This is a genomic window from Lentzea sp. NPDC036955 (assembly GCF_055608005.1).
The window spans coordinates 233230-257132 of sequence record NZ_JBVJRC010000008.1 but is presented as its reverse complement, the minus strand read 5'-3'; the positions used below and the strand labels follow the sequence as shown (position 1 = coordinate 257132).

Genomic DNA, 23903 nt, shown 5'->3' with positions numbered 1-23903 from the left:
GTGACCGACCTGGCCGACGACCTCAGCCTGCTGCGCGACCTCGAACGCAGGTTGCTCGTCTACAAGTTCGCGATCGAAGAGCTCATGACCAAGCTGAGGATTCTCAGCGAGGAGTTCGACTCCGTGCACCGGCACGACCCGATCGAGCACATCACGAACCGGGTCAAGAAGCCGGAGGGCATCCTGGAGAAGCTGCGGCGCAAGGGGGTGCCGTTCGACCCCGACCGGATCGGCGACCACCTCGACGACATTGCCGGGGTGCGGGTGGTCTGCCCGTTCGTCTCGGACGTGTACCGGGTGTCGGCGATGCTGGCGCGCCAGCACGACGTGGACGTGCTGCTCACCAAGGACTACATCGCGGTGCCCAAGCCGAACGGGTACCGCAGCCTGCACCTCATCGTGCGGATCCCGGTGTTCCTGTCGGACCGGGTGGAGCACGTGAAGGTAGAGGTGCAGCTGCGGACCATCGCCATGGACTTCTGGGCCACGCTGGAGCACAAGCTGTTCTACAAGTACGACGACCGGCCGCCGGCGGACTTCGTCGACGAGCTCATGTCGTCGGCGTTGATCGCCGCGCAGCTGGACGAGCGGATGGAGTCACTGCACCGCCGCATCCACCAGGACGACCGCTAGCTGCCGGGCCGCTTCGCCGCGCAGGACGCCGTAGTGGTCGGCGTCGATGCGGTGCGTGGTGGCGTCGGTCAGGCTCGCCCACATGTCGAGCTGGCTGTCGAGCAGGTCCGCGGCGACGACCACGGCTCGGGTCTGCTGCGGTCCGCGGGCCCGGTAGGCGGCCGAGGCCTGGGCGTGGCGCAGGAAGACCTCCCAGCGCTCGTCCAGGACGTGCGCCGGCACGTGGTGGCCCGCCTGGGCCAGGCGCGCGGAGATCACCAGGGTGTCGGTGAACTCGCCCTCGACGCCGAACGACGCCATGAGGTTGCGGCCGAACATCTGGAACCACTCGCGTTCGATGCCCTCGGGGTAGTTCTGGTTGATCGGCGGGGTCGAGTCGATCACGGCCACCAGCGGCGGCTGCGGGTCGCGGACCGTCATCTCGAACACGATCTGGCCGCCCATCGACCAACCGGCCAGCACGTCCGGGCGCAGGCCCGCGAGGTCGAGGTCGGTGCGGTAGGCGCGGGCCATCATCGGCAGGGTGGGCAGTGGTTCGACCTCCTGCGAGACGGTGACGCGCCAGTCGTCGGGCAGTGCGGCCACGAGGTCGCGGTAGTCCTGGACGCCGCCGCCCGCTCCGTGCACGAGGTGCAGGTGCGTGCCGGGGCCGTCCTGGAGGGTCACCAGGGTGCTCGGCGCGGCCTGTTCGCCGGTGCTCTGCAGCTGGGCGACGAGCCGGCGCGGGGTGGGGTCGACGAGCCAGTCGGCGATGTCGACGGAGGCGTCGAGCCGGTCGCGCACGGCCGCGAGGAGCCGCACGACGTGCAGGGAGTGGCCGCCGGAGGCGAAGAAGTCGGCGTCGGGACCGGTGGGCGGTTCCTCCACGAGCGCGGCCCATTCCTCCGCGATCACCTCCCACTCGGTTCCGGCGGGCAGTGCCTGGTGTTCGACGACCTCGGTCTCGACGTGGCCGGTGACCGCGCGGGTCCGGATCGGCAGCTCGCCGACGGTCAGCGCGGGGTCGGCGGACAGCACGGTGTCGAGGTCGTCGAGCAGCCGCAGCACGGTGTCGCGGTCGTAGCGACCGGTGTTGTACTCCACCTCGGCGCGGTGGCCGCCGTCGACCTCGGCGAACGACATGGACATGTCGGCGCGGGCCGCGCGGTTGGGGCTCGCGAGCCAGGTGAGGCCGACGTCGCCGAGCTTCAGGTCGAAGCCGATCTGGCCGAGGTAGCTGACGAGCAGCGGGGACGCGTCGGTCAGCGACGCCTGCGTGGCCGCCGGCAGCGCGGCGAACACGGCCGGGTAGGGCACGTGCTGGTGCGCGAACATCTGCCACAGGCCGTCACGGGCCCGCGTGACGACCTGCGCGACGGTGTCGGTGTCCTGGATGGACGCCCGCACGACGCACAGGTTCGCCGTGTAGCCCACGAGTGCCTGGTCGCGGACGCTCATCCGGTTCGCGGCGACGACACCGACGCTGATGTCGGCACCGGCGGTGCGGGCGAGCACGGCCTCCAGCGCGGCCAGCATGATCGCGAACGGCGTGGCGAACGACGCCTTGGCGAGTGCCGCGAGGCCGGCGCTCGCCTGCGCGCTCAGCGTGTGCCGGATGACGACACCGGGTGCGCCGACGCCGAAGCGGCCGGCGTGGTCGGCGGCGACCGTGGTGGCGGTCGCACCGTCCAGTGCAGACCGCCAGTGGTCGAGCGACTTGTCCCACTTGCCGCTCGCGCGGGCCTCGTGCTGCTCGGCGGCGTAGATCGTGAACGGCACGGGCTCGTCGTCGAACTCGCCGCCCTCGTAGGCGACCGACAGCTCGGCCACGAGCAGCTGGATCGCCCAGCCGTCCAGCACGACGTGGTGGACGGTGAGCAGCAGCTCGTGCCGGTCGCCGATGCGGACGTACGTCAAGCGTGCCAGCGGGGCGTCGGCGAGGTCGATCGGCTGTTCCTGGACCTCCTCGGCGATGAGGCGGGCCAGCTCCTCGTCGCCGTGGTCGACCTCGACGACGTGCAGGCGGGCCGTGCGGGTGTCGTGCACGGTCAGCGTGATGTGGTCACCGGTGCGCTGGACGGCGGTGCGCAGCGCCTCGTGCCGGTCGGTGAGGCGTTGCCACGCGGACCGCAGGCGGTCGACGTCGAGCGTGCGGTCGCACAGCAGCCGCCAGGTGAGGTTGTAGAGGGACTTGTTGCGGGCCCGCTGGTGGATCCACCAGACGGACTCCTGCATCGCGGTCGCGGGACTAACGAACACCCTGTGCCTCCAGGAACTCGGCGAGGAGGCGCTTGCGGTCGACCTTGTCGATGTCGGTCAGCGGGATGTCCGCGCGGTGGTGGAACGCGCGCGGCCGCATGTACACCGGCAGGGTGTCGGTGAGGCTGATGAGCTCGTCCTCGCCGACCTCGGCGCCCGTGTGGAACGCGTGCAGGTCGATCTCGCCGTCCGCCGCGGTGACTGCCAGCACGACCGCCTCGACGACGCCGGGGTGGCGGCGCAGCACGGACTCGATCTCGCCGAGCTCGACCCGGTTGCCGCGCACCTTCACCTGGTGGTCGATCCGTCCCATGTGGACGAGCTCGCCGCTCTCCAGCCGGACCCGGTCACCGGTGCGGTACCAGAGGTCGTCGGACACCGGGCTCGTCCCGTCGTAGAGGGTGCCGCGGGTCTCGCCCTCCTTCCACGCCACGAACCGGCCGATGTTCTCGCTCTCGGTGAGGTAGCCGGGGAACCGCTGCGAGCCGCGCACGCACAGCTCGCCGTCGTCCTCCTGCGGCTCGAACTCGTCGTTGAACAGCACGTAGTCGAGGTGCTCGAACACGGTGCCGATGGGCGCGGAGCCGTTGGAGGTGACGATCCGGTCCTCCGGGTTCGCCGGCACCTCGTAGGCGGTGACGATGCAGGCGGCCTCGCTGGGGCCGTAGCAGTTGATCACCGCGGTGTTCGGCGCGGCCTGGGTCCAGGCCTCGATCTGCTCCACGGTCAGGGGTTCGCCGCCGAACGAGCTGAGCCGCAGCGTCGGCATGCTGTTGGGGGCGAGTGCGCGCAGGCGCTTGGCGAACGAGATCAGCGACGGCACGGACATCCAGTGGGTGAGCCGCTTGCCGCTGATGAACTTCACCGGCGTGAGCACGTCACCGCGTTCGGCCACGACCAGGGTCGCGCCGGAGCCCCACGCGCCGAACATCGACAGGATCGAGCCGTCGAAGCACATCTCGAACGTCTGCGCGACGCGGCAGTCCGGGCTGAGCTTGTAGCGCTTCATGACCTCGGCCAGGAACCAGCTGACGTTGGTGTGTGTGACCGGGACGCCCTTGGGCTTGCCGGTGGCACCGCTGGTGTAGACGACGTAGGAGCCCTCGTCGAGGTCGGGGCGGATGATGTCCGGGATGGCGATCTCGTTGTCCGGCAACAGGAACTTGCGCCAGCGGTCGCCGGTCATGTCGAACAGCGGCACCCGCGCGTTGGCCCGGTACTCCTCCAGGCCCTCTCCGGAGCTGTCGTCGATCATGGTGAAGTCGACGGCGGCGTCCTCGGTGATGCCGAGGTTGCGGACCGCGGGCGCGGCGGGGTTGAGCGCGACCGCCGTGGCACCGAGCCGCAGCCCGGCCAGGTAGGCGATGTAGCCGATGAGGCTGCGCGAGGTCATCAGCCCGACCCGCTTCGGCGCGTGGCCGAGGTTCTCCAGCATGGCGGCGCTGACCCGTTCGACGGCTTCCTGCAGCTCGGCGTAGGTCAGGGTGGCGCTGGACATCTCGATCGCGACGTTGTCCGGGTACTCCTGGGCGGACGCGTGGAACCAGTCGTAGAGCGAGCGGGTGGTCAGCACGGTTGCCTCCGGGACGAGATCGGTTTCGAGCTCAAGCAGGTGACGCAGGGTGTTGTGCACGAGCGACGCGCGCGGGCGGCCCCTGCGTGCGGAGTCGACGGCGAAGCGCAGCGCCTTGGGCAGGCCCTCCCAGGCCGTGCCCGCGTCGGTGTGGCCGAGCAGCCGGTGCCGGAACGCCCGGTGCTGCGCCGCGGTCCACAGGTCGTCGAGGTTGCGTTCGGTGATGCGGTCGGCGAGGAACGGCAGGACCTCCTCGTCCGTGCGCAGCCACTCGCCGTCGAGGTGGGGCGTGACACCGGGTCCTCGTTCTCTTCTGAGCCAGAGCTGACCGTCGGGTTGGTGCAGCGGGAAGCCGAACACGTGCTCGTTCCTGAGCCTCTGCTCGGGCGTCCAGTCGTCCGGGTGCATGGCCTTGAGCAGCTGCTCGGTGGTGAGCCAGCCGGCGAACGGGTGCTGCTCGCCGTCCGCGAGCAGGCCCGCGAACCCGTCGCGCACGTACCAGCGGTTCTGCCGGCGGCGTTCGACGAGCACCCAGTGCGGCGCCGGGGTCTTGCTCGGCGACCACGGCAGTTTGGCGTTGTCGGTGACCACCAGGCAGCGCCCGTGCTCTTCGAGCTCGTCGGTGATGCCCCTGACCGGGTCGCCGGTGGCGTAGGCGAGCTGGGTGCCGTCCGGCAGCCGGTTCAGCGGGTACCGGTGGTGCGAGAACGCCAGCTCGTCCAGGTCCGTGCGCACCGCCAGCCGCACGGACTCGGCGAAGGTCGCCTCGGTGCCCGCGAACTCACCGGCGAGGTAGGCGACCAGGTTCGTCGTGTAACAGCTCAGCCCGGTGATCACGGTGCCTCCAGGAACGCCACGCTCACCGGTACCGCGCTGGTGCGCAGCCGGTTCCACCGCACGCCGCGCCACGTCCCGCTGGCCTGCCCGCGGGCCACCGGGATCGACCACGGCCGACCCGACAGGCCCTCGCCGGTCGCCTTCACACACGCCTCCTGCACGGTCCACACCCAGGCGAACTCCAAGTCCCGCTCCCCCTCCGGCAACTCCGCCAGCTCCGCCACCCCGCACCGCCGCAACAACCCGTCCGAGGCGGGTACCGGCAGCTGCACGTCCACGCCGACCCCGAGTCCCCTGCCCCGCCGGCACGCGGCGGCGACGTACCCGCCGTCGTGCGCCAGGCTGACGGCCAGGTCGGGGTGGTCCGGCAGGTACGGCTGCCCGCTGTCGCGCGCCGCGATCTCCCCCTCGCCCAGCTCGGCGACCAGGCTGCGCAGCAGGCCCCTGGCGGCGGCGAACTCGCGGGCGCGCACGGCGGGGAGGTGGGCCGCGGCCTGGACGTCCACGGCGTGCGGGGTGACGTCGCCGACGGCGGCGACCGCGACCCTCACCGGACCTCCAGCAGGTCGTCCGCGTGGTCCGCCACGCCCGCCAGCATCGCCCCCACGGCACCGCCGGCGATCCCGAACATCGCCACCGCCGCCCGCAGCTCCGCGATCCCGCCGTGGGTGAACGCGTCCGCGCCCAGCAGCTGCGTGCACTCCCGCAGCACGACGTCCAGCCCGTCCGCGACGGCCACCTTCAACGCCATCGCCGAGGCCATGTCCGGTGCTGCCGCCGACACCGCCGCCATCCGCCACGTCTCCACGACGCACCGCGCGAAGCGTTCGCGCACCGCCGCGTTGTCCCACAGCACGCCCTCCCCCAGCGCCCGCGAGCCCAGCCGGGCCCGCACGTCCCGCAGCACCCGCCGGCACAGCGCCACCGCCCACAGGGCGCCCGCGCGGCGTTCGGCGGCGACCTGCACCGCGAACGACGCCAGGCCGCGTCCGGGTGGCCCGACCAGGGCGGAGCGGTCCAGGACCACCTCGTCCAACGTGATCGCGCCGATGCCCGCACCGTCGAACAGCGACGTCGGCTCCGGTGTCACCCGCACGCCCGGCGCGTCCAGGGGCACCAGCACCCAGCAGAAGCTCGTGAAGTGCCGCACCGGCTTGTGCCGGGCCAGCACCAGCGCGTGCGAGGCGTGGCAGGCGTTCGTGATCCACCGCTTGACGCCCGACACCGCGACCGACGAGTCCGACAGCTTCGCCGTCGTGCCCATCGACATCAGGTCCGACCCCGCGCCCACGTCGTCGGTCGCGGCCAGCGCCACCACCGCGTCACCGGCCTCCACCGCGCCGGCCAGCGGATGTCCGTTGTCCCGCAGCAGCGGCAGGACCGTGGCGAGCTGGACGCAGCAGGCCAGCACCACCCCGACCGGGTGGCGTCCGTCCAATGCGGACACGTCGGCCGTGCTCGTGTCCAGCTCCAGCCACGCATCACGCAAGGCGCACCTGCCGATCGAGCAACGCCAGCGCGCCGTTCGCCAGCAGCAGGCGGTCGTTCGAGTAGTTCAACGACGCCGAGCGCAGGTCGCGGAAGACCCGTTCCAGGTCGGAGGACCGCATGTACCCGTGCCGGAGCCCGACCAGCTCGACCATCTCGTCGACCGCGGCGAAGCACTCGACCGCTGCCCGCACCTTCAACGTGTTCACCAGCATCTGCCCGGCGCCGACCGAGAAGTCGGCGTCGAGGGTGTGCTGCAGCAACGCGTGCACCACGTCCAGCCGCTCGCGAATCCGCGCCACGCGCGTCAGCAGCAGCTCCGACGACGGGTCGAACTGCCGCGACGACCCGCGCACCAGTCCGAGAACGCGGGAGAACGCGCCCGACGCCGCACCCAGCCACGCCGCCGCCCAGCCGAGGTGCGCCAGCGGCCCGAAGGTCGCCGCCACCACGTCGCGGAACCCACCGGGTGCGCCCACGACCTGGGAGGCGGGAACGACACCGGCGAGCCGCATCGGCACGCTGTGGGTGGCGCGCATGCCCAGCGGGTCCCAGCCGCCGTGCACCTCGACCACGTCGAGCTGCGAGCGGTCCGCGTACACCAGCGACACCTGCGTCGGCGTCGTCGCGTCCGGTGCCAGCACGGTCACCAGGAACGCGTCCGCGTGCACGCCGCCGGTCACGATCGGCGCGTCCCGGTCGATCCGCAGAGCGCCGTCCACCCAGTCCACGGTGGACTCCGACGACAGCAGGTGTCCACCCTTGCCCTTCTCGGTGGTCACCGAGGCCAGGTACACCCGGCCGGACCGGATCCGGTCCACCAGCGCGGGCGCGTGCCGCACCAGTGCGAACGCCTGCTGGCAGTGCATCGCGTAGATCATCGCGACGGACATGTCCTCGCGCCCGAGCCGCAGCGTCACGTCCACGACGTCGCGCACCGACCCCACGACCGGCAGCGCCAGCAACCCGCTGTCGCGCAACGCCTCCAGCGCCTCCACCGGGAACGCCGCATCGGCGTCGCAGCGGCCGGCGTGCTCGGCGGTGACCGCGAGGACCTTCTCCAGCGCCGGGATCACGACGCGACCCGCAACGAGTCGACCGCCGCCCACAGGCTGCCCGCGGTCGCGAACGTCGCGTCGGTCAGCAGCTCGTCGGGCAGCGACACCCGGTAGTTGTCCTCGATCGCGAACAGCAGCTCGATGGCGCGCATCGAGTCCAGTCCGAGATCGCGCAACGACGACTCGGGCGTGATGGTGCCCGCACCCGCGTACTTCAGGAACGGCCGCAGCACGGCCGGGAACTCAGCGTCCATTACAAACCCCTCTCTCGTCTGATCTCCAGCCGCGACTCGTCGACGACCACACCACCGTCCACGACCACCTCGTCGGCCAGCGGATGTCCGAGGAACGCCACCAGCGAGGCGTAAAGCCCGTACGCACCGACGTTGGGAACGCTCACCACGTCACCGGGTGACACCGGCGCGACCTCGGCGGCGCGCGCCCACGTGTCGACCGGTGTGCACAGCGGGCCGGCGACGATCGTGTCCGGCACCGGAGACCGCGCCGGGTCGTCCTGGGCCGTCTGCACGTCCGGCACGATCGGCGGCAGCCTGCGCAGCCCCGACATGCCGCCGAGGTGGTTCACCCCGGACTCCAGCACGAGCACCGGCCGGTCCTGCGAGTACTTCACGTCGAGGACCCGCGTGCGCAGGGTCCCGCAGGTCGCCGTCAGGTACCGGCCCGACTCGAACGCCACCACCGGCGCACCGGTCCGCCAGCCGGGGAACGTCTCGTCCAGCAGGTCGGCGAGGCCGTCCGCCAGGCCGGGGAAGACCGGCAGTTCCCCCGACCTGGCGAACGGTGCCCCGAACCCGCCGCCGAGGTCGAGGACCTCGACCGCGAGCCCGGTCTCGTCGGCGAGCCGGCGGGCCGTGCGCGCCGCCTGCCGGAACTGGTTCAGCAACGCGTCCTCGTCGCTGATGTTCGTGCCCATGTACAGGTGGAAGCCGGCGACCGAGACGTGCTCGCGCGAGCCGAACGCCGCCGGGTCGCGCAGCACCCAGGTCAGGTCGGCGCCGAACTGCGAGGGCACCCCGGTCATCGTCAAGCCGTGGCCGGGCACCGGCTGCTCGTCGTTGATCCGGACGATCGCCCGCACCGGCACGCCCAGCGCGTTCAGCTGGTCGAGGCCGAACGGCGAGTCGACGGAGAAGTGCGTGACGCCCTCCTTCACCGCCTCCCGCAGGTCCTCGTCCCGCTTGCCGGGACCCGTGTACAGCAGCTGCTCGCCGGTGAACCCGGCCTCCAGCGCCACGTGCAGCTCGCCCGGCGAGCACACCTCGGCCAGGCAGCCCTGCTCCCGCAACGCCCGCACCACCAGCGGGTGCGGGTTGGCCTTGAGCGAGTAGTAGATCTCGCTCGGTTCCGGCAGCGACGAGCGCAGCAGCGCGTGACAGCGCCGCACCTCGTCCAGGTCGTAGACGTACTCAGCCACGCGTCCCCCTGAGCACTCGGCCGTGAGCCCCGCCCACCCCCGCTGCTGCCAAGGGCGTCTGCAAGTACCACCAACACATGATCGAATCGCCCTCAACTACCACCGACATGCTCGCCGCCCTTCGGACCAGGCCTGCGCCCGCGGGCGGCCGGAAGCACTGTCGGCAGTGGAAAAGTGCTTGTTGATGTTGAGTTGGTGGTACTTGCAGATGCCGGCGGAAGCAGGGGGTGGAAGGGAGACGGGAGAACCTGGTCAGGCATGTTGGAGCCTCTTCCGGTCGACCTTCCCGTTGGGGGTCAGCGGGATCTCGGTCACGACCACGCACGCCCGCGGCGCCTTCGCGTCCTCGATCTGCTCGCGCAGCAACGCCAGCACCTGCTCGGAGGTGAGTGCGGTGACGGCGAACAACGTCGCCCCGTGCTGCCCGCTGGCCGGGGGCAGCACCGCCGCCGCCTCGACGCCGGGGACGCGGTGGGCCGCGGCCTCGACCTCGGTGACGCTGACCCGCGAGCCGTGCTCCTTGTAGATGTCGTCACGCCGGCCCACGAAGTACAGGTAGCCGTCCGCGTCCATGCGCCCGTAGTCGCCGGTGCGCAGCTTGGGGAACAGGCCCTCGTCGCGCGGGAACCGCTGGGCGGTCAGCTCGGGACGCCGCCAGTAGCCGCTCATGACGTTCGGCCCGCGCACCACGATCTCGCCGACCTCCCCGACCGGCACCGGTGTGCCGTCCGGGTCGACGACCAGGATCTCGGTGCCCGGCAACGCTTTCCCGCACGCTCCCGGCCGGCGCAGGTCCTCGTCCTTCGGCATGATCGCGGCGCGTTTGCACTCGGTGAGCCCGAACATCAGCTGCACCTGCAGGCCGAGGACCAGGTGGCGCAGCTCGGCGATCACCTCGGGCTGCATGGCCGCACCGGTGTTCGTCAACAGCCGCAACGCCGGCGGCTGCGTCCCCGGCCGCGCGAGCATCCGCGCGAGCCCGGCCGCCATCGCCGGCACCGCGGGCAGCACGGTCGCACCGCACGCCCGCAGGTGCCGCACCAGCTGCGGGCCGGCGTCCGCTGCGCTGCCCAGCTGCAGCCGCGCGCCCGCCAGCGTGCTCAGGAACACCTGGTAGAGCCCGTAGTCGAAGGCCAGCGGCAACGCGCAGAACACGGTGTCGTTCGGCAGGTACTCCAGCTGCGACTGGATGGCCTGCGCGGCGAACACGACCTGCGCGTGCGTGGACACGACGGCCTTCGGCATGCCGGTGCTGCCCGAGGTGTAGACCAGGCACACCGGGTCGACCGCGATCGGGCCGGGCACGGGCTCCTCGTCCCCGCCCTCCACCGCCCTGCGGACCTCGTCGAGGTCGCGCAGCACGAGCACCGGTTCGCAGTCGGCGACCACGTGGGCGATCGCCACCTCGGGCGACTGCGGGTTGAGCACGCTGAACACCGCGCCCGCCCGCGCGCACCCGTAGAGCAGGGCGGGCACCAGCAGGTCGACCGGGACGACGACGACCACCCGGTCACCGCGCCGGACGCCTTGGCGGTGCAGCCAGGTCGCGATCCGGCGGCTGGCCCGGCTCAGCTCGCGGTAGGTGAGCGTCGCGTCGCCGTGGCCGACGGCCAGCGAGTCCGGCCGGGACCGGGCCGCGCGGTCGAGGAACTCGTGCAGCAACGTCATCTCGCGCTCCCCGCAGCAGCCGACCCGGTGAACAGCACGCACAGGGAGTCCAGGTCGCGCAGGCTCTCCGGCGTGAGCGCCTCGGCGGCCACCTCGACGCCGAGCCGCGCCTCGACCCGTTCGATCACGTCCACGAGCCGGAACGAGCTGAACCCGGGGAACTCGCGCAACGGTGTCCGGCCGCTGTGCACCCGGTTGCCGAGCACGTCGCTCAGCTCGGCCGCCACGACGGACCGCACGCGCGTCAGCTCCTCGTCGCGCGCCAGCAACCGGGCGAGCTCGGTCGCCACGCTCGGCACCAGCGCACCGCCGCGCAGCACCCGCCGCATCGCCACGTAGCTGTGCGCCGCCAGGACGTTCCACTCGCGGACGTGCTCCTCGAACGCCGCCGAGTCGAGCCACACGGCGTGCAGCCCGCGGGAGCGCGCCAGCAGCCAGATGTCGAGCACCATCTGCTCGACGTCGGCGCACGTGGCCTCGACGTCGACCGTGCTCACGAACGGGGAGATCGCCTGCTGCGCGGGCAGTTCGCCGAACGCGAGCTCGACCACGGTGGCCCTGGGCAGCTCGTCCCACGACACCCGCCACACGCCCGGCCGGGCGTTTCCCCACTGCGTGCCGTTGTGGTACCCGTCCACGACCTCGCAGGCGTCGCCGTCGTCGCGGAACAGGAAGCTGTGCTCCATGTGCTGGTGGCCGGCGTACGGCACCCAGCTCAGGTCGAACGCGTCGGCCACCGCGTACTGCAGCTCGTCGGTGGCCCGGTCGCGCAGCACCGCGTCGTCGTGCCGCTTCACCACCTGCAACCCGAGCAGGCGGGAGGCCTCGTCGAGCCGGCGGTCCAGTGTGGACTCACCGGTCAGCTCGGCACCCAGCGCCACGTGGCTGCCGGGACCGTGCCGGAGGTCGGCGAGGATCGCCAGGTTGACCTGGAGGCAGTCCATCAGCTCGGCGCGCAGGCCGCTGAAGTCGCTCGGCACGTCAGATCCTCCTCAGTCCGGCCACGGCTGCGCGCAGCGCCTCTTCGTCGGCCGGTGCGTCCTCCGGCAGGCCGGCGAGCAGCCGGTCGTAGGCCGAGAGGTCGAGCAGGCCGTGCCCGCTGACGCACACCAGCACGCCCTTGCCCGGCTGCGCGGCGGCGGTGATCGCCGCGGCGAGCGCGTGCCCGGACTCCGGTGCCGGCAGCACCAGCTCGGTCATCGCGAACGCCCGTGCCGCCTCCAGCGCCGTCCGCTGCCCCACCGCGACCGCGTCCACCTGACCGTGGTGCCGCATCGCCGAGATCACCTTGGCCGCGCCGTGGAACCGCAGCCCCGCCGAGTGCGACGGCGGGATCGAGTAGGAGGAGCCGATCGTGTACATCGCCTCGACCGGCCCGGTGCCGGTGGCGTCGGTGTGGTCGTAGGCGTAGACCCCGCGGGTCAGCTTCGGCGTGGCCGACGACTCGACCGCGAGCAGCCGTTCACCAGTGCCGCGGGCGAAGAACGGCAGCGCGATGCCGCCGAAGTTCGAGCCCGCTCCCACCGAGCCGACCACCACGCCGACCTCGTCGTCCAGCTGCTCGACCGCCTCCAGTCCGATCACGGTCTGGTGCAGGATCGAGTAGGTCTCGCCGGAGCCGATGCAGAACGCCCGCTTGGGGTCGGCCGCCGCGTACTCGACCGCCTCCCCGATCGCGAGCGACAGGCTGTTCGCCTGCTGCCCCGACTGGCCCACCGACGTCAGCGTGCTCGGCGAGGCGTGCACCTCGGCGCCGAAGAGCCGCATCAGGCTGCCCCGGTAGGGCTTGTCCCGCAACGACCCGCCGACCATGAACACCGTGCAGGTCATCCCGAACGCCGCGCACGCCGCCGCCAGCGCCGTCCCCCACTGCCCGGCACCCGTGCCGGTGACCAGCTCGCGGAACCCCGCGCGGTGGTAGTAGTGGGCCTGCGCCAGCGCGGTGTTCAGCTTGTGGCTGCCCGAGATGTTGCCGCCCTCGTACTTCACGTAGATCGGCGCGCGGGCGCCGACCTCCTCCTCGAACCGCCGGGCCCGCCACAGCGGCGACGGCCGGTAGGTCCGGTAGCGCTCCAGCACCGGTTCCGGGATCTCCCAGTACTCCTTGGCCGACACCGACTGGCGCACCAGCTCCAGCGGCAGGCCCGCCGTGACGGCGCCGGACGAGGTTTCCGGCGTCAGGTCCGGCGGCAGGTCGTGGCCCAGGTGCGGCAGAACGCTCCGCCAGTGCGTGATCATTCCGCCACCGCCGCGCTGACGACGTCCACGATGTCCGCCACCGTCGTGAACTTGCGGCCGGCGAACAGGTCGTCCGGCAGCGTCACGTCCAGCTCGTCCTCCAGCTTGACCAGCATGCCGAGGAACCCCAGCGAGTTGATCCGCAGCAGCGACCCGTTCAACGGCTCGTCGTCGGCCAGCTCCGCGGGGTCGAGCGCCAGCCGCGACTCGCGGATGACGAGCTTCTTCACGACGTGCCCGATCTCAGCCGCCCTGATCTCAGCCACGGAGCGCCCCTTCCCCCTCGATCACCCAGCTGTGGGTCAGCAACGCCGACAGGCCCACCGGTCCGCGCACGTGCAGCCGGCCGGTGCTGATCGACAGCTCCGGTCCGAGCGCCATGGTCGGGCCGTCGTGCAGCCGCAGCGACCCGTTCACCACCAGTGCCGCCGCGTCCACGGTGTTCAGGAACCGCGTCACCACCTCGCGGTCGGAGGCGACGATGCCCTCCGTGTGCGCGGACCCGTACCGGCGGATGTGCGCGACCGCGTCGTCCACGGAGGACACCCGGTGCAGCGCGATCGTGCGGTCCAGGAACTCGCGGCCGTGGTCGTGCGGGTCCAGCTCCAGCTTCAACGCCCAGCCGTCGCGCGCCGCCTCGAACGCCTCGATCAACGCGGGCGCGATGTCCTCGTGCGCCAGCACCATTTCGAGGGTGTTGCACGCCGTCGGCTCCGGCAGCTTGCTGTCCAGCGCGATCGCCACCGCCAGGTCGACGTCCGCACTGGCGTCCACGTAGAGGTGGTTCACGCCACCGCCGGAGGCGATCACCGGGATCGTCGACGCGGACAGGCAGTAGTCGATCAGCGAGGGGCTGCCGCGCGGGATCAGCACGTCGATGGCGTCGTGCCGCTTCAGCAGCTCCCGCACCACGCGCCGGTCGTGGTCGGTGACGACCTGGACGACGCCCTCCGGCAGCCCGGCCCGTACCGCCGCCTCGGCCGCGATCCGGCCCAGCTCGGCGTTGGTGAGCGCCATCTCCTTGCCACCGCGCAGGATCACGGCGTTGCCGACCGCGACGGGCAGCAGCGCGCCCTCGATCGTGACCGTCGGCCGCGCCTCGTAGATCATCAGGACCACGCCGAGCGGTTTGGCGATCCGGTTGCCGACCCGGCCGGTCACGCGCGGCAGCTCGGCGCGCACGTCCTCGGTGAGCCGCACCAGCACGTCGAGGTGGCGCTGCGCCAGCGTGAGCCGGTCCAGCAGCTCCCCGGACAGCCCCGAGCTCTCGACGTCCTGCGCGTTCGCGGCGAGCACCCGCGTCCAGTCCTTCGTCAGGCCGGCGGCGAGCTCCGAGCAGTACTCGGCGTACCGGTCGTCGCCGGGGGGCGGGGCGGCCGCTCTGGCCTGCGCCGCACGCGTCACCACATCCACTGGCCACCATCCACGATCAGCTTCTGCCCGGTCACGTAGGTGCCGTTGACGAGGAACTCCAGCCCGTCGGCGACGTCCTCGACGGTGCCCATCCGGCCGACGGGGATCTCGGAGATCACCTGGGCCCGCGCGACCGGGTCGTCCAGCCGGAACCGGGTGACCAGCTCGTCGGTCTCGGTCATGCCGGGGATCAGGCAGTTCACCCTGATCTTCGGCGCGAGCTCCAGCGCCAGGCACTTGGTCAGGTGCAGCAGGCCGGCCTTGGCGGCGCAGTAGTTCGCGCCGTTGGCCCGCGCCCGCATGCCGGTCGTGGCACCGACGTTGATCACGGTGCCGTCGTCCATCATCGGGACGAACGCCCGCGTCAGGTAGAAGGCACCGGACAGGTTGGTGTCGACGACGGTCTTCCAGTCCTGCACGGACATCTCCAGGAACGGCCGGTCGATGTTGACCCCGGCGTTGTTCACCAGCACCGAGATCGGCCCGATCTTGTCGGCGACGACGGCGACCGCGTCCGGGTCGGCCACGTCCACCTGGTAGGTCCGCAGTCCCGACGCCTCGGCGGCCGCGGCGTCCGAGCGGTACAGCGCGACGACCTCGAAGCCGAGCTTGGTCAGGCGCCGGCTCAGCGCCAGCCCGATCCCGCGGGTTCCCCCGCTCACCACAGCGAGCCTCATGCCCGCACCCCCAGGAAAGCGTCGAGTCGTGCCGTGAGCTCCGGCAGGTGTGCCGGGTCGAAGACGGAGTAGTGCGAGGCGGCGAGCGTGCCGCCGACCAGGTGGGGTGCCAGCTCGCGCCAGCGCGCCGCCGCAGCCTCCCGGTCGCGGAAGTCGTCGTCCCGGCACATCAGCACCAGCACGCGACCCGCGTGGGTGCCGGTGCCGTGGTACTCCGCGAGGGCGGCGACCTGCGTGTCGAACGTGGCCCGCACGCGGTCGGCCGTGTCCGGGTCCGGTCGCGGGCCGAGCATGCCGACGATGAACTCGCGCAGCTCCGCGTCGTCCTCCGCGGTGGACACGCGGGGCAGCGGTGAGCTGTCGACCACCACGAGGTCCGGTGCGCCCGCGAGCCGCTGGCACAGCTCCCAGCCGACCGTGCCGCCGAGCGACCAGCCGAACACCAGGGCGGGGTCCACCCCGGCCTCGGCGAGCGCCTTGTCCGCCGACTCGGCCATCTCCGCGATCGTGTGCTCGGGTTCCTCGCCGGGGACGAGGCCGGCCGCGCGGACGGCGTGCACGTTGTGGGTCTCGCCGAGGTGGGTGGCCAGGCGCAGGTACGGGTTGAGCCCGCCGCCGGCGCCGGGCAGCAGCACCGCGGACGGCCGGTCGCCGCGGCGCACGAGGGTGATCAGCCGGCCGAGCATCAGCCCGCCTTCCCGGCGCGGACCAGGCCGGCCAGCGTCGCGACGGTCGGCGAGCCGAAGAAGTCGATCATCGGCACGGGGACGCCGTAGCGCTCCTGCACCTCGGCGAGGACGGTGAAGATCGTGAGCGAGTGGGCGCCGTACTCCAGCACCGGCCGGTCGCGCACGATCGGCTCGACGTTCAGCACCCCCGACCAGATCCCGGCCAGCTCGCGCTCCAGCTCGTCCTCGTACTCGACGGTCTCCGGCTCCTCCGGTGCCACGAGCAGCTCGTCGCTGCGGGCCACCAGCGCGTCCCTGTCGGTCTTGCCGGTCGGCGTCGTCGGCACGGTGTCCAGCTCGAACACCCACACCGGCACCATGTACGACGGCAGCGACCGCGACATCTCCGCCTTGATCGCGTCGGCGTCCAGCTGCCCGGAGGGCACGACGAACAGCACCAGCTCGCGGTCCACGCCGTCGCCGCGCACGACCGCGACGGCCTGGTGCACCGAGGGGCACCGGTTCGCGACGGTCTCGATCTCGCCCAGCTCGATCCGGTAGCCGCGGATCTTGACCTGGTCGTCGGCGCGGCCGAGGAACGTGAGCACGTCGTCGTCATCGCGCACGACCAGGTCACCGGTGCTGTACATGGTGCCGCCGCCGGCGAACCGGTCCGGCACGAACCGCTGGGCCGTGATCTCCGGGTCGTTGACGTACCCGGTGGCCGGGCACAGCCCGCCCAGGTACAGCTCGCCGACCACCCCGGGCGGTGCGAGGTGCCCGGTCGAGTCCACGACGTAGGCCTCGACACCGGGGTACGGCAGGCCGATCGGCACGTGCGCGGCCCACTCGTGGCTGCGGTACGACAGCCGGTGCGAGGTCACGGCGTGCGTCTCCGTGGGTCCGTACAGGTTCACGAGGACGCAGTGCTGGTGGCGTTCGAAGAACGTCCGCACCTCGTCGTCGACCATCAGCTGCTCGCCGGAGACGCACAGGTAGCGCAGGTGCGGCAGGACGACGCCGCGGGCGTTCGCCAGCTGCACCAGCGGCCGCAGCGCCGCGACCGGCAGGTACACGTGCGTGACCTCGGTCGAGGCGATCCGGCTCAGCACCGCCGGGAACATCCGGCGGTCGGCGGGCTCGCGGGAGACGATGGTGCCGCCCGCGACCAGCGTCGGGACGATCTCCTGGAACGACACGTCGAACCCGAGCGGCGCGTACTGCAGGAACCGGGTGTCGGCGTCCATGTGCAGCGCGGCGAGCTGCCACGAGGTCAGGTTCGCGAGCGGGCCGTGGCCCATCTCGACGCCCTTGGGCTTGCCGGTCGAGCCGGAGGTGTACATGACGTACACCGGGTGCTCGGTGCTCGCGACCAGCTCGGCGTCCGGTCCGTCCAGTGTGGACACCTCGGCGTCACGGCCGAGGACGAACGCGCAGCCCGCCTTCTCGATCATGTACGCGAGCCGTTCGTCGGGCAGCGTCGGGTCGAGCGGCAGGTAGGCGGCGCCGCGGCGCAGGATCGCGAGGATGGCGATCGTGGTGTCGGCGAGGTCCTGGTTGACGAGGCCGACCACGTCACCGGGGCCGATCCCCCTGGCGGCCAGGCCGTTCGCGACCCGGCGGGCCGCGGCGACCAGCTCGCGGTAGGAGAACGCGCGGTCCGGCGTCTCGATCGCGACGGCGTCCGGCCGGTCGGCGGCGACGTCCTCGATGATCGACGCGAACGAGCCGTCCGGGATCGGGCGGTGCCAGCCGTCGGTGCGCGGCACCGGCCAGTCGGTGAACAGGTCGGCCAGCGCGACCGACGAGTCCGCGAGCGCCCGCCGCATCGCCGAGCGCAGCGACGTGAGCAGACCGTCGGCGGTGGCCGGCGAGATCAGCTCGCGGTCGTACTCCAGCTCGAACTGCCAGCGCCCGTCGACCGGGGTGGCGCCCAGCCACAGGTCGAACTTCGCGTTGCCGTTGCCCAGCTCGTGCACCCGCAGCACCGAGCCCCGCGACTCGGAGAACGTGTCCTGCATGGCGAGCATCGCGGAGAACAGCGGGTTGCGGTTGCTGGAGCGCTCCGGGCGGGCGTGCGCGACCAGCTGGTTGAACGTGATGTCCACATTGGACCGGCAGTGGTCGACCGCTCCCTTGACCACCTTGCCGAGGTGCTCGTCGACCGTGCGCGACCACTCGGCCTCGACGGTGACCGGCAGGGTGTTGACGAAGAACCCGCACAGGTCGAACGCGCCGATCGTGCGCCGGGCCATGAACGGGCTGCCGACCAGGACGCTGCCGACGTTGCCGTGCCGCGCGAGCACCAGCCCGTACATGCCGCTGAACACCACGAACGGCGTCACGTCGAGCCGGCGGCACAGGTCGGTGAGCGCCCTGCCCTCCGCCTCGGACATGGTCCAGCTGATCCGCGCGCCGGTGAACGAGGTGTAGGACGGGCGGCCCGGCCGCGGCGAGAGCACCAGCGGCGGCACCTCGCGCAGCTGCGCCGCCCACTCCTGCGCCCGCTCCGCCACGCGTTCCGGGCTCGCGCTGCGGGTCTGCGCCTCGAGCTCCTTGCGGAACGCGGTCTCCCGCGCCTCCCGCTTGGCCGCGAGCTCCTCCCGCGACAGCGGCTGGGCCAGCGCGGCCTCCAGGTCGCGCACGAACGGCCCGAGCGAGATGCCGTCGAGGATGATGTGGTGGTCCGCCAGCAGGATCGCGGCGGCGCTGCCGTCGGACGCGCGGACGAGCGCGAACCGGTAGGCGGGGCCGCGCGCGAGGTCGAACGTCGGGCGCCCGATCCGTTCCGCGACCTCCGCGACCGCCTGCTCGAACTCCCACGGCTGCACGGTCACCCGCTCCATCGGCACCACGACCGGCGGCGGCGTGAGGGAGGCGTGCATCTGCGGCAGCGCGGCGAACACCTCGCGCATCGCCGGCTGGATCGTCACCAGCGTCAGCAGCGCCCGCGACACCGCCTCGTCGCTCAGCGCCGGGTCGACGTCCAGGCGGACGAGCTGGTTGTACAGCACGGAGTCCGCCGGCGCGCCCGCGTCGACGACCAGCAGTCCCTTCTGGGACTCCGTCATGGGCAGCCCATAAGGAGTTGTCACTGCGCCGCTCCCTCCAAGTCGCGCAACCAGCCCTTCAGGTCCCCCACCGTGCGGAGGTCGACGAGCCGTGCGGCGTCGATCTCCGCGTCGTCGTCCGTCGCGACCTCGACCGCGAGCCGCAGCAGCGCGAGCGACTCGAGGCCCGCCTCCAGCAGCGGGGTCGAGTCGTCGAAGTCGGTCGACGCGTACCGGGCAATCACCGAATCCAGGTCGGACATGAGCGCAAGCTTCAGCGTCGCCGATGTTTTCTCGATGTTCGCCGGATGGAATGTCGCTGTACGGGCTGGACAGGCCTTCGACGTCGGGTAATAGTGAGTCACCCTGGAATGGAGAGGTAGCTCGTGCGCGCTCGCTGGACCGGTCACCACCTGCGAAAACACCGGTTCACAAGCCCCGGCATCACGTTTTCCGAGCTGCCCATTCGCAAACCAAATGGCCCTACGGACGGGGAACTGCCGTGAATTCACCCGACGAGCTGCGTCCTGCCACGGCGCGCCGCAACGAATGGTTGCTGGTGGCCTTCACCGGCACCACGAACATCGCCGACGCGGTGACGAGGGTCGCCCTGCCGCTGCTCACCGTCGGCATCACGACCTCGCCGATCGTGGTGACCGCGGTGGCCTCGCTGATGACGTTGCCGTGGCTGCTGACCTCGTTGCACATCGGCGTCTTCGTCGACCGCATGGACCGCCGCACGCTCATGATGGCCGCGGAGATCGCCCGCACGCTGTCGGTCGCGGCGATCCTGCTCGCGTACTTCTTCCAGATGGTCAACCTGCCGTTGATCTACCTGGTCGCGCTGGTGCTCGGTCTCGCCGACGTGCTCGCGGGCGTGTCCGGCGCGGCGATCCTGCCCAACGCCATCCCCAAGAAGCGCTGGCAGAAGGTCAGTGAGCGGATCACCGGCCTGGAGTACCTCGCGAACGGCTTCCTGGGCACGCCGATCGGCGGTTTCCTGACGGCGGCGGGCTTCGCGGTGGCGTTCGGCGTCTCCGGGATCGTCTACGCCCTCGGCGCCCTGCTGCTGATCTCGCTGGTCGGCAAGTTCAAGGTGGAGCCGACGACCGAGCGCAAGTCGGTGAACGCGGAGATCAAGGACGGCCTGGGTTTCCTGTTCGGCAACAGGTTGCTGCGCACGATGTCGATGATGATCACCGTGATGGCGGCCTGCTGGGGTGCCTGGCTCGCGTTGATCCCGGTGTACGCGGTCGGCGGGCCGCTCGGGTTGTCCGCCGAGCAGTACGGTCTGCTGCTCACCTGGCTCGGCGCCGGTGGTGTGGTCGGGTCGCTGCTGGTCGGGTGGATCAACAAGCTGCTGGGCCGGCGCTGGTCGATGTTCGTCGACATCATCGGCTCGTTCGCGCTCGTGGCCGCGCCCGCGTTCCTCCCGGCCGAGCCGGGCAGCGCGTACGTGATCGGCGCGGCGGCGTTCGTCGCGGGTGCCGGTGGTGTCATGTGGACGGCGAACTCGCGCGTGATCACGCAGACGTTCGTGCCCGCCGAGATGATGGGCCGCTACAGCGCCGCCGCGCGCATGATCGCCTGGGGTGCCTCGCCGATCGCGGCGTTCCTGTCCGGTGTGATCGCGCAGTTCGCCGGCTACCGCTGGGCGTTCGGCATCTTCGCCGCGCTGTGCCTCGCGATCGTCGTCCCGTTCTTCCTGGTCGTCACGCCGGAGGCCGTGGCCGCGGTGGACCAGCCGGACGAGGACGAGGACGAGGCGGACGGCGTGGACAAGAAGGACAAGCCGGAGGAGGCGAAGGCGTGACCCTCTGGCAGCGCTTCGCCACGACGGCCCAGCACCACCCCGACGCGGTGGCGCTGGTCGCCGGTTCGTCGTGGACCTACGCCGGCCTGCACGACCTGGTGCTGCGCACGGCGGCGCAGGTCGTGCGGGACGCGGGCGGTGTGCCCGCGGCGGTCGGGGTCACGGCCACCCGGACCGTCGACGCCTACGTCGGCTACCTCGCGGCACTGCGGCTCGGTGCCGGTGTCGTGCCGATCAGCCCGGACTGGCCCGCCGCACGGGTGGCGGCCATCTGCTCCGCCGCCTCGGTGACCCACGTCGTGTCGGAGGTGGGCACCGGGAAGCCCTGGGAGGAGCCGTACTACGGCGACGCGGACGACGTGGCCTACACGTTGTTCACGTCCGGCTCGACGGGCTCTCCCAAGGGCGTGCCGATCCGGCACCGGAACGTGCTGGAGTACCTGGACTTCAACGTGGCCCGGTACGGCGTCACGCCGGACTCGCGGCTGTCGCAGACCTTCGAGCTGACCTTCGACCCGTCCGTCTTCGACATGTTCGTCGCGTGGTCGGCGGGCGCGTCCGTCGTCGTCGCGCGGCCGGACGACAAGATGGCGCCGGTGCGGTTCGTGAACGACAACGAGATCACGCACTGGTTCTCGGTGCCGTCGGTGATCTCGCTGGCCCGGCGGCTGCGCCAGCTCCGGCCGAACGCCATGCCGTCGCTGCGCTGGAGCCTCTTCGCCGGCGAGCAGCTGACGCTCGACGCGGCACGGGTGTGGGCCACCGCGGCACCCGCCTCGACGATCGAGAACCTCTACGGCCCGACCGAGCTGACCGTCACCTGCACCGGCTACCGGCTGCCCGAGGTGTGGCCGGTGACCTCCAACGGGACCGTGCCGATCGGCGAGGTCTACCCGCACCTGTCCTACGAGGTCACCGAGGACGAGGAGCTCTGCGTCGGTGGTTCGCAGTGCTTCTCCGGCTACCTCGACCCCGAGCAGAACGTCGGCCGGTTCCTCGGCGGCCGCTACCGCACCGGCGACCGGGTGCGGTGGGAGAACGGCGTGCTGGTGCACCACGGCCGGCTCGACGACCAGGTGAAGGTGCACGGCTACCGGGTCGAGCTCGGGGAGGTCGAGTCGGTGCTGCGGCGCCACCCGCTGGTGCAGGACGTGGTGGTGCTGGCAGTCGGCGAGCTGCACGCCGTCTACACCGGCACCGCCTCCCCCGCCGAGCTGGAGACCCTGGTCGCCACCGAGCTGCCCGCCTACATGGTGCCGCGCACCTTCTCCCCGGTCTCCGGCTTCCCGTTGAACGGCAACGGGAAGATCGACCGCCGCAGGCTCGCCGCCGACCTCGGGGAGGTGACGGGTGCGGTTCCGGATCCTCGGCGCGGTTGAGGTCTTCGACGGCTCGTCGTGGCGCGCCATCGGGTCGGCGAAGCAACGCGCACTGCTCGCGTCGTTGCTGCTCAACGCCAACCAGGTGGTGCCGGCCGAGCGGCTGATCTCCGACCTGTGGCCGGACGGCCCGCCCGCGTCCGCCTCCGGGCTGCTGGCCGGGTACGTGTGGCGGCTGCGGCACGCGCTGCGCGACGACGGCGTGCTGCTGACCCGTGCACCCGGCTACCAGCTGGCCGTGCCGTCCGGCGCGATGGACGTGCACTACTACGAAACCCTGGTGGCACAGGGACGTGCGGCCTCCGACCTGGAGGAGGCGGTGTCGGCGTTCACCCGCGCGCTGGCGGTGTTCCGCGACGTGCCGTACGCGGACGTGCCGCTGACGCCGTCGGTGCTGGCCGAGCGGGCCCGGCTGGAGGAGTCGCAGCTGTCGGTCGTCGAGGCGCGGATCGGCGCCGAGATCAAGCTCGACCGGCACGAGGCGCTGCTGCCGGAGCTGAAGCTGCTCGTGTCGCAGTTCCCGCTGCGGGAACGGCTGCACGCCCACCTGATGCTCGTGCTCTACAAGTGCGGGCACCAGGCCGACGCGCTCGGCACCTACCGCGACCTGCGCCGGCTGCTCGTGAACGAGCTGGGAATCGAACCGTCAAAACCGTTGCGGGACCTGCAACAGCGCATCCTCCAGGAGGACCCGTCGCTGCTGGGCCCCGCACCCGTGCGGGCCCGGCCGCGCACCCCGCCGCCGCGCGGGCTGCTCATCGGGCGGTCGCGCGAGATCGCCGCGGTGGCCGGGTTGCTGGCCGCGGGACAGGTGTGCGCGGTGCACGGCCCGGTCGGCGTGGGCAAGACGGCGCTGGCCGCGCACGCCGCGTTCTCCGTCGCCGCCCACTTCCCTGTGGGGGTGCTGCACTTCTCGGCCGCGGAGGCGCTGCACTCGCTGCCGCCGGGCGTGCTGGCGGTGCTCGACGACGTGCCGGACGTGGGCGTGGTCCCGGCCGGCGTGGGGGTGCTGGTGACGTCGCGGGGACCGGTGCGTGGCGTGCCCGGCCGTGCACATGTCCACTTGGGACGGTTGTCCGGCGCGGCGTCGGCGGAGCTGCTGCGGGCGCACGTCGGCGACCGCGAGGGACCCGCCGCCGAGATCGCCCGGCTGTGCGAACGGCTGCCGCTCGCGCTGCGGCTGGCCGGTGACCGCCTCGCGACCCGGCCGGACTGGTCGCTGGCCGACTTCGCCGCGCGGCTCGCCGACCCCCGGCGGCGGCTGGACCTGCTGTCGTGGCAGGACACCAGCGTGCGCGACCGGCTGGCGGGCGCGTGGGACGGCCTGGCCACGGCTGAGCGCTCGGCGCTGCGGCTGCTGGGCGCGCTGGACCTGCCGGTGGTCGCGGCCGACACGATCGGCGCGCTGATCGGGCGGTCGGAGACCGAGGCGTCGCTCATCGCCGAGCGGCTGATCGACGCCGGGCTCCTGGAGAGCGTGACGATCGACCGCTACCGGGTGCCGGACCTGGTCCGGCTGTTCGCCCGGGAACGGCAGGAGGGAGACGCGTCGGCGGCGATCTCCCGGGTCGTCGAGCACTACGTGGCACTGGTCGACCAGCGGCGGTCCACCGCGGACCGGCGGGCCTGGTACCGCGGCGAGCTGGCGACGTTGCGGTCACTCGGCCTGCACGACCGCTCCGACCGGCTGCACCGGGCCGTGGCGCACCTCCTCGGCGGCCAGCAGACTTAGGCA

20 protein-coding genes are annotated in these 23903 nt (G+C 71.9%); 4 read left to right on the top strand and 16 right to left on the bottom strand.

The features are described from left to right. Entirely contained in the window at positions 1-633 is a 633-nt protein-coding gene (locus ACZ7CF_RS28005) for a GTP pyrophosphokinase (protein WP_360392015.1), read from the top strand. Here the strand turns inward: ACZ7CF_RS28005 and ACZ7CF_RS28000 are convergent. From ACZ7CF_RS28000 to ACZ7CF_RS27925, 16 genes are all read right to left on the bottom strand, one after another. Then, positions 598-2871 (bottom strand): condensation domain-containing protein, encoded by a 2274-nt coding sequence (locus ACZ7CF_RS28000; protein ID WP_470370955.1) that lies wholly within the window; start codon positions 2869-2871, stop codon positions 598-600. The genes ACZ7CF_RS28005 and ACZ7CF_RS28000 overlap by 36 nt on opposite strands. After that, positions 2861-5281 carry an AMP-binding protein gene (locus ACZ7CF_RS27995; RefSeq protein WP_470370954.1) on the bottom strand — a complete coding sequence of 807 codons (2421 nt, stop codon included), beginning with the start codon at positions 5279-5281 and terminating at the stop codon, positions 2861-2863. The genes ACZ7CF_RS28000 and ACZ7CF_RS27995 overlap by 11 nt, the downstream gene beginning before the upstream one ends. After that, entirely contained in the window at positions 5278-5832 is a 555-nt protein-coding gene (locus tag ACZ7CF_RS27990) for a 4'-phosphopantetheinyl transferase family protein (RefSeq protein WP_470370953.1), read from the bottom strand. Before ACZ7CF_RS27990 ends, ACZ7CF_RS27995 begins: the two co-directional genes overlap by 4 nt. Further along, positions 5829-6770 carry an acyl-CoA dehydrogenase family protein gene (locus tag ACZ7CF_RS27985; RefSeq protein WP_360392027.1) on the bottom strand — a complete coding sequence of 314 codons (942 nt, stop codon included), beginning with the start codon at positions 6768-6770 and terminating at the stop codon, positions 5829-5831. Before ACZ7CF_RS27985 ends, ACZ7CF_RS27990 begins: the two co-directional genes overlap by 4 nt. Next, positions 6763-7845, bottom strand: coding sequence for an acyl-CoA dehydrogenase family protein (locus ACZ7CF_RS27980; protein WP_360392030.1), 1083 nt, complete (start codon positions 7843-7845; stop codon positions 6763-6765). Before ACZ7CF_RS27980 ends, ACZ7CF_RS27985 begins: the two co-directional genes overlap by 8 nt. Further along, positions 7842-8081 (bottom strand): acyl carrier protein, encoded by a 240-nt coding sequence (locus ACZ7CF_RS27975; RefSeq protein WP_360392033.1) that lies wholly within the window; start codon positions 8079-8081, stop codon positions 7842-7844. The genes ACZ7CF_RS27980 and ACZ7CF_RS27975 overlap by 4 nt, the downstream gene beginning before the upstream one ends. Continuing rightward, entirely contained in the window at positions 8081-9262 is a 1182-nt protein-coding gene (locus ACZ7CF_RS27970) for a type III PLP-dependent enzyme domain-containing protein (RefSeq protein WP_360392035.1), read from the bottom strand. Before ACZ7CF_RS27970 ends, ACZ7CF_RS27975 begins: the two co-directional genes overlap by 1 nt. 252 nt (positions 9263-9514) lie before the next feature. After that, positions 9515-10930: a class I adenylate-forming enzyme family protein gene (locus tag ACZ7CF_RS27965; RefSeq protein ID WP_360392038.1), complete on the bottom strand. Its 1416-nt coding sequence runs from the start codon at positions 10928-10930 to the stop codon at positions 9515-9517. After that, positions 10927-11910, bottom strand: coding sequence for an acyl carrier protein (locus ACZ7CF_RS27960; protein ID WP_470370952.1), 984 nt, complete (start codon positions 11908-11910; stop codon positions 10927-10929). Before ACZ7CF_RS27960 ends, ACZ7CF_RS27965 begins: the two co-directional genes overlap by 4 nt. Before the next feature lies 1 nt (position 11911). Then, positions 11912-13168, bottom strand: coding sequence for a TrpB-like pyridoxal phosphate-dependent enzyme (locus ACZ7CF_RS27955; RefSeq protein ID WP_458431049.1), 1257 nt, complete (start codon positions 13166-13168; stop codon positions 11912-11914). Further along, the gene (locus ACZ7CF_RS27950; protein ID WP_360392046.1) at positions 13165-13434 is read right to left on the bottom strand and encodes an acyl carrier protein; all 270 of its coding nucleotides are present in this window, start codon (positions 13432-13434) and stop codon (positions 13165-13167) included. The genes ACZ7CF_RS27955 and ACZ7CF_RS27950 overlap by 4 nt, the downstream gene beginning before the upstream one ends. Beyond that, on the bottom strand, positions 13427-14581 hold the full coding sequence (locus ACZ7CF_RS27945; protein ID WP_470370951.1) for a glutamate-5-semialdehyde dehydrogenase: 1155 nt from the start codon (positions 14579-14581) through the stop codon (positions 13427-13429). Before ACZ7CF_RS27945 ends, ACZ7CF_RS27950 begins: the two co-directional genes overlap by 8 nt. After that, positions 14569-15258, bottom strand: coding sequence for an SDR family NAD(P)-dependent oxidoreductase (locus ACZ7CF_RS27940; protein ID WP_458431048.1), 690 nt, complete (start codon positions 15256-15258; stop codon positions 14569-14571). Before ACZ7CF_RS27940 ends, ACZ7CF_RS27945 begins: the two co-directional genes overlap by 13 nt. Next, positions 15255-15944, bottom strand: coding sequence for an alpha/beta fold hydrolase (locus tag ACZ7CF_RS27935; RefSeq protein ID WP_360392053.1), 690 nt, complete (start codon positions 15942-15944; stop codon positions 15255-15257). The genes ACZ7CF_RS27940 and ACZ7CF_RS27935 overlap by 4 nt, the downstream gene beginning before the upstream one ends. Further along, positions 15944-18997, bottom strand: a complete 3054-nt coding sequence (locus ACZ7CF_RS27930; protein ID WP_458431046.1) for a non-ribosomal peptide synthetase — start codon at positions 18995-18997, stop codon at positions 15944-15946. Before ACZ7CF_RS27930 ends, ACZ7CF_RS27935 begins: the two co-directional genes overlap by 1 nt. Positions 18998-19017: 20 nt before the next feature. Next, complete coding sequence (locus ACZ7CF_RS27925; protein ID WP_360392057.1) at positions 19018-19239, bottom strand: phosphopantetheine-binding protein; 222 nt, start codon at positions 19237-19239, stop codon at positions 19018-19020. A 239-nt stretch (positions 19240-19478) separates the two neighbouring features. Between ACZ7CF_RS27925 and ACZ7CF_RS27920 the strand changes: the two genes are divergently transcribed. The 3 genes from ACZ7CF_RS27920 to ACZ7CF_RS27910 are packed head-to-tail and all read left to right on the top strand — an operon-like array spanning position 19479 to position 23900. Beyond that, positions 19479-20789, top strand: coding sequence for an MFS transporter (locus ACZ7CF_RS27920; RefSeq protein ID WP_360392060.1), 1311 nt, complete (start codon positions 19479-19481; stop codon positions 20787-20789). Continuing rightward, positions 20786-22168, top strand: coding sequence for an AMP-binding protein (locus tag ACZ7CF_RS27915; protein ID WP_360392063.1), 1383 nt, complete (start codon positions 20786-20788; stop codon positions 22166-22168). Before ACZ7CF_RS27920 ends, ACZ7CF_RS27915 begins: the two co-directional genes overlap by 4 nt. Beyond that, positions 22140-23900 (top strand): AfsR/SARP family transcriptional regulator, encoded by a 1761-nt coding sequence (locus ACZ7CF_RS27910; RefSeq protein ID WP_458431045.1) that lies wholly within the window; start codon positions 22140-22142, stop codon positions 23898-23900. Before ACZ7CF_RS27915 ends, ACZ7CF_RS27910 begins: the two co-directional genes overlap by 29 nt. Positions 23901-23903: the final 3 nt, after the last annotated feature.

Excerpts from the sequence above, each read along its gene's own strand:
- ACZ7CF_RS27975 (WP_360392033.1), bottom strand. The coding sequence starts at position 8,081 with ATGGACGCTGAGTTCCCGGCCGTGCTGCGGCCGTTCCTGAAGTACGCG.
- ACZ7CF_RS27965 (WP_360392038.1), bottom strand. The coding sequence starts at position 10,930 with ATGACGTTGCTGCACGAGTTCCTCGACCGCGCGGCCCGGTCCCGGCCG.
- ACZ7CF_RS27955 (WP_458431049.1), bottom strand. The coding sequence starts at position 13,168 with ATGATCACGCACTGGCGGAGCGTTCTGCCGCACCTGGGCCACGACCTG.
- ACZ7CF_RS27940 (WP_458431048.1), bottom strand. The coding sequence starts at position 15,258 with ATGAGGCTCGCTGTGGTGAGCGGGGGAACCCGCGGGATCGGGCTGGCG.
- ACZ7CF_RS27935 (WP_360392053.1), bottom strand. The coding sequence starts at position 15,944 with ATGCTCGGCCGGCTGATCACCCTCGTGCGCCGCGGCGACCGGCCGTCC.
- ACZ7CF_RS27930 (WP_458431046.1), bottom strand. The coding sequence starts at position 18,997 with ATGACGGAGTCCCAGAAGGGACTGCTGGTCGTCGACGCGGGCGCGCCG.
- ACZ7CF_RS27925 (WP_360392057.1), bottom strand. The coding sequence starts at position 19,239 with ATGTCCGACCTGGATTCGGTGATTGCCCGGTACGCGTCGACCGACTTC.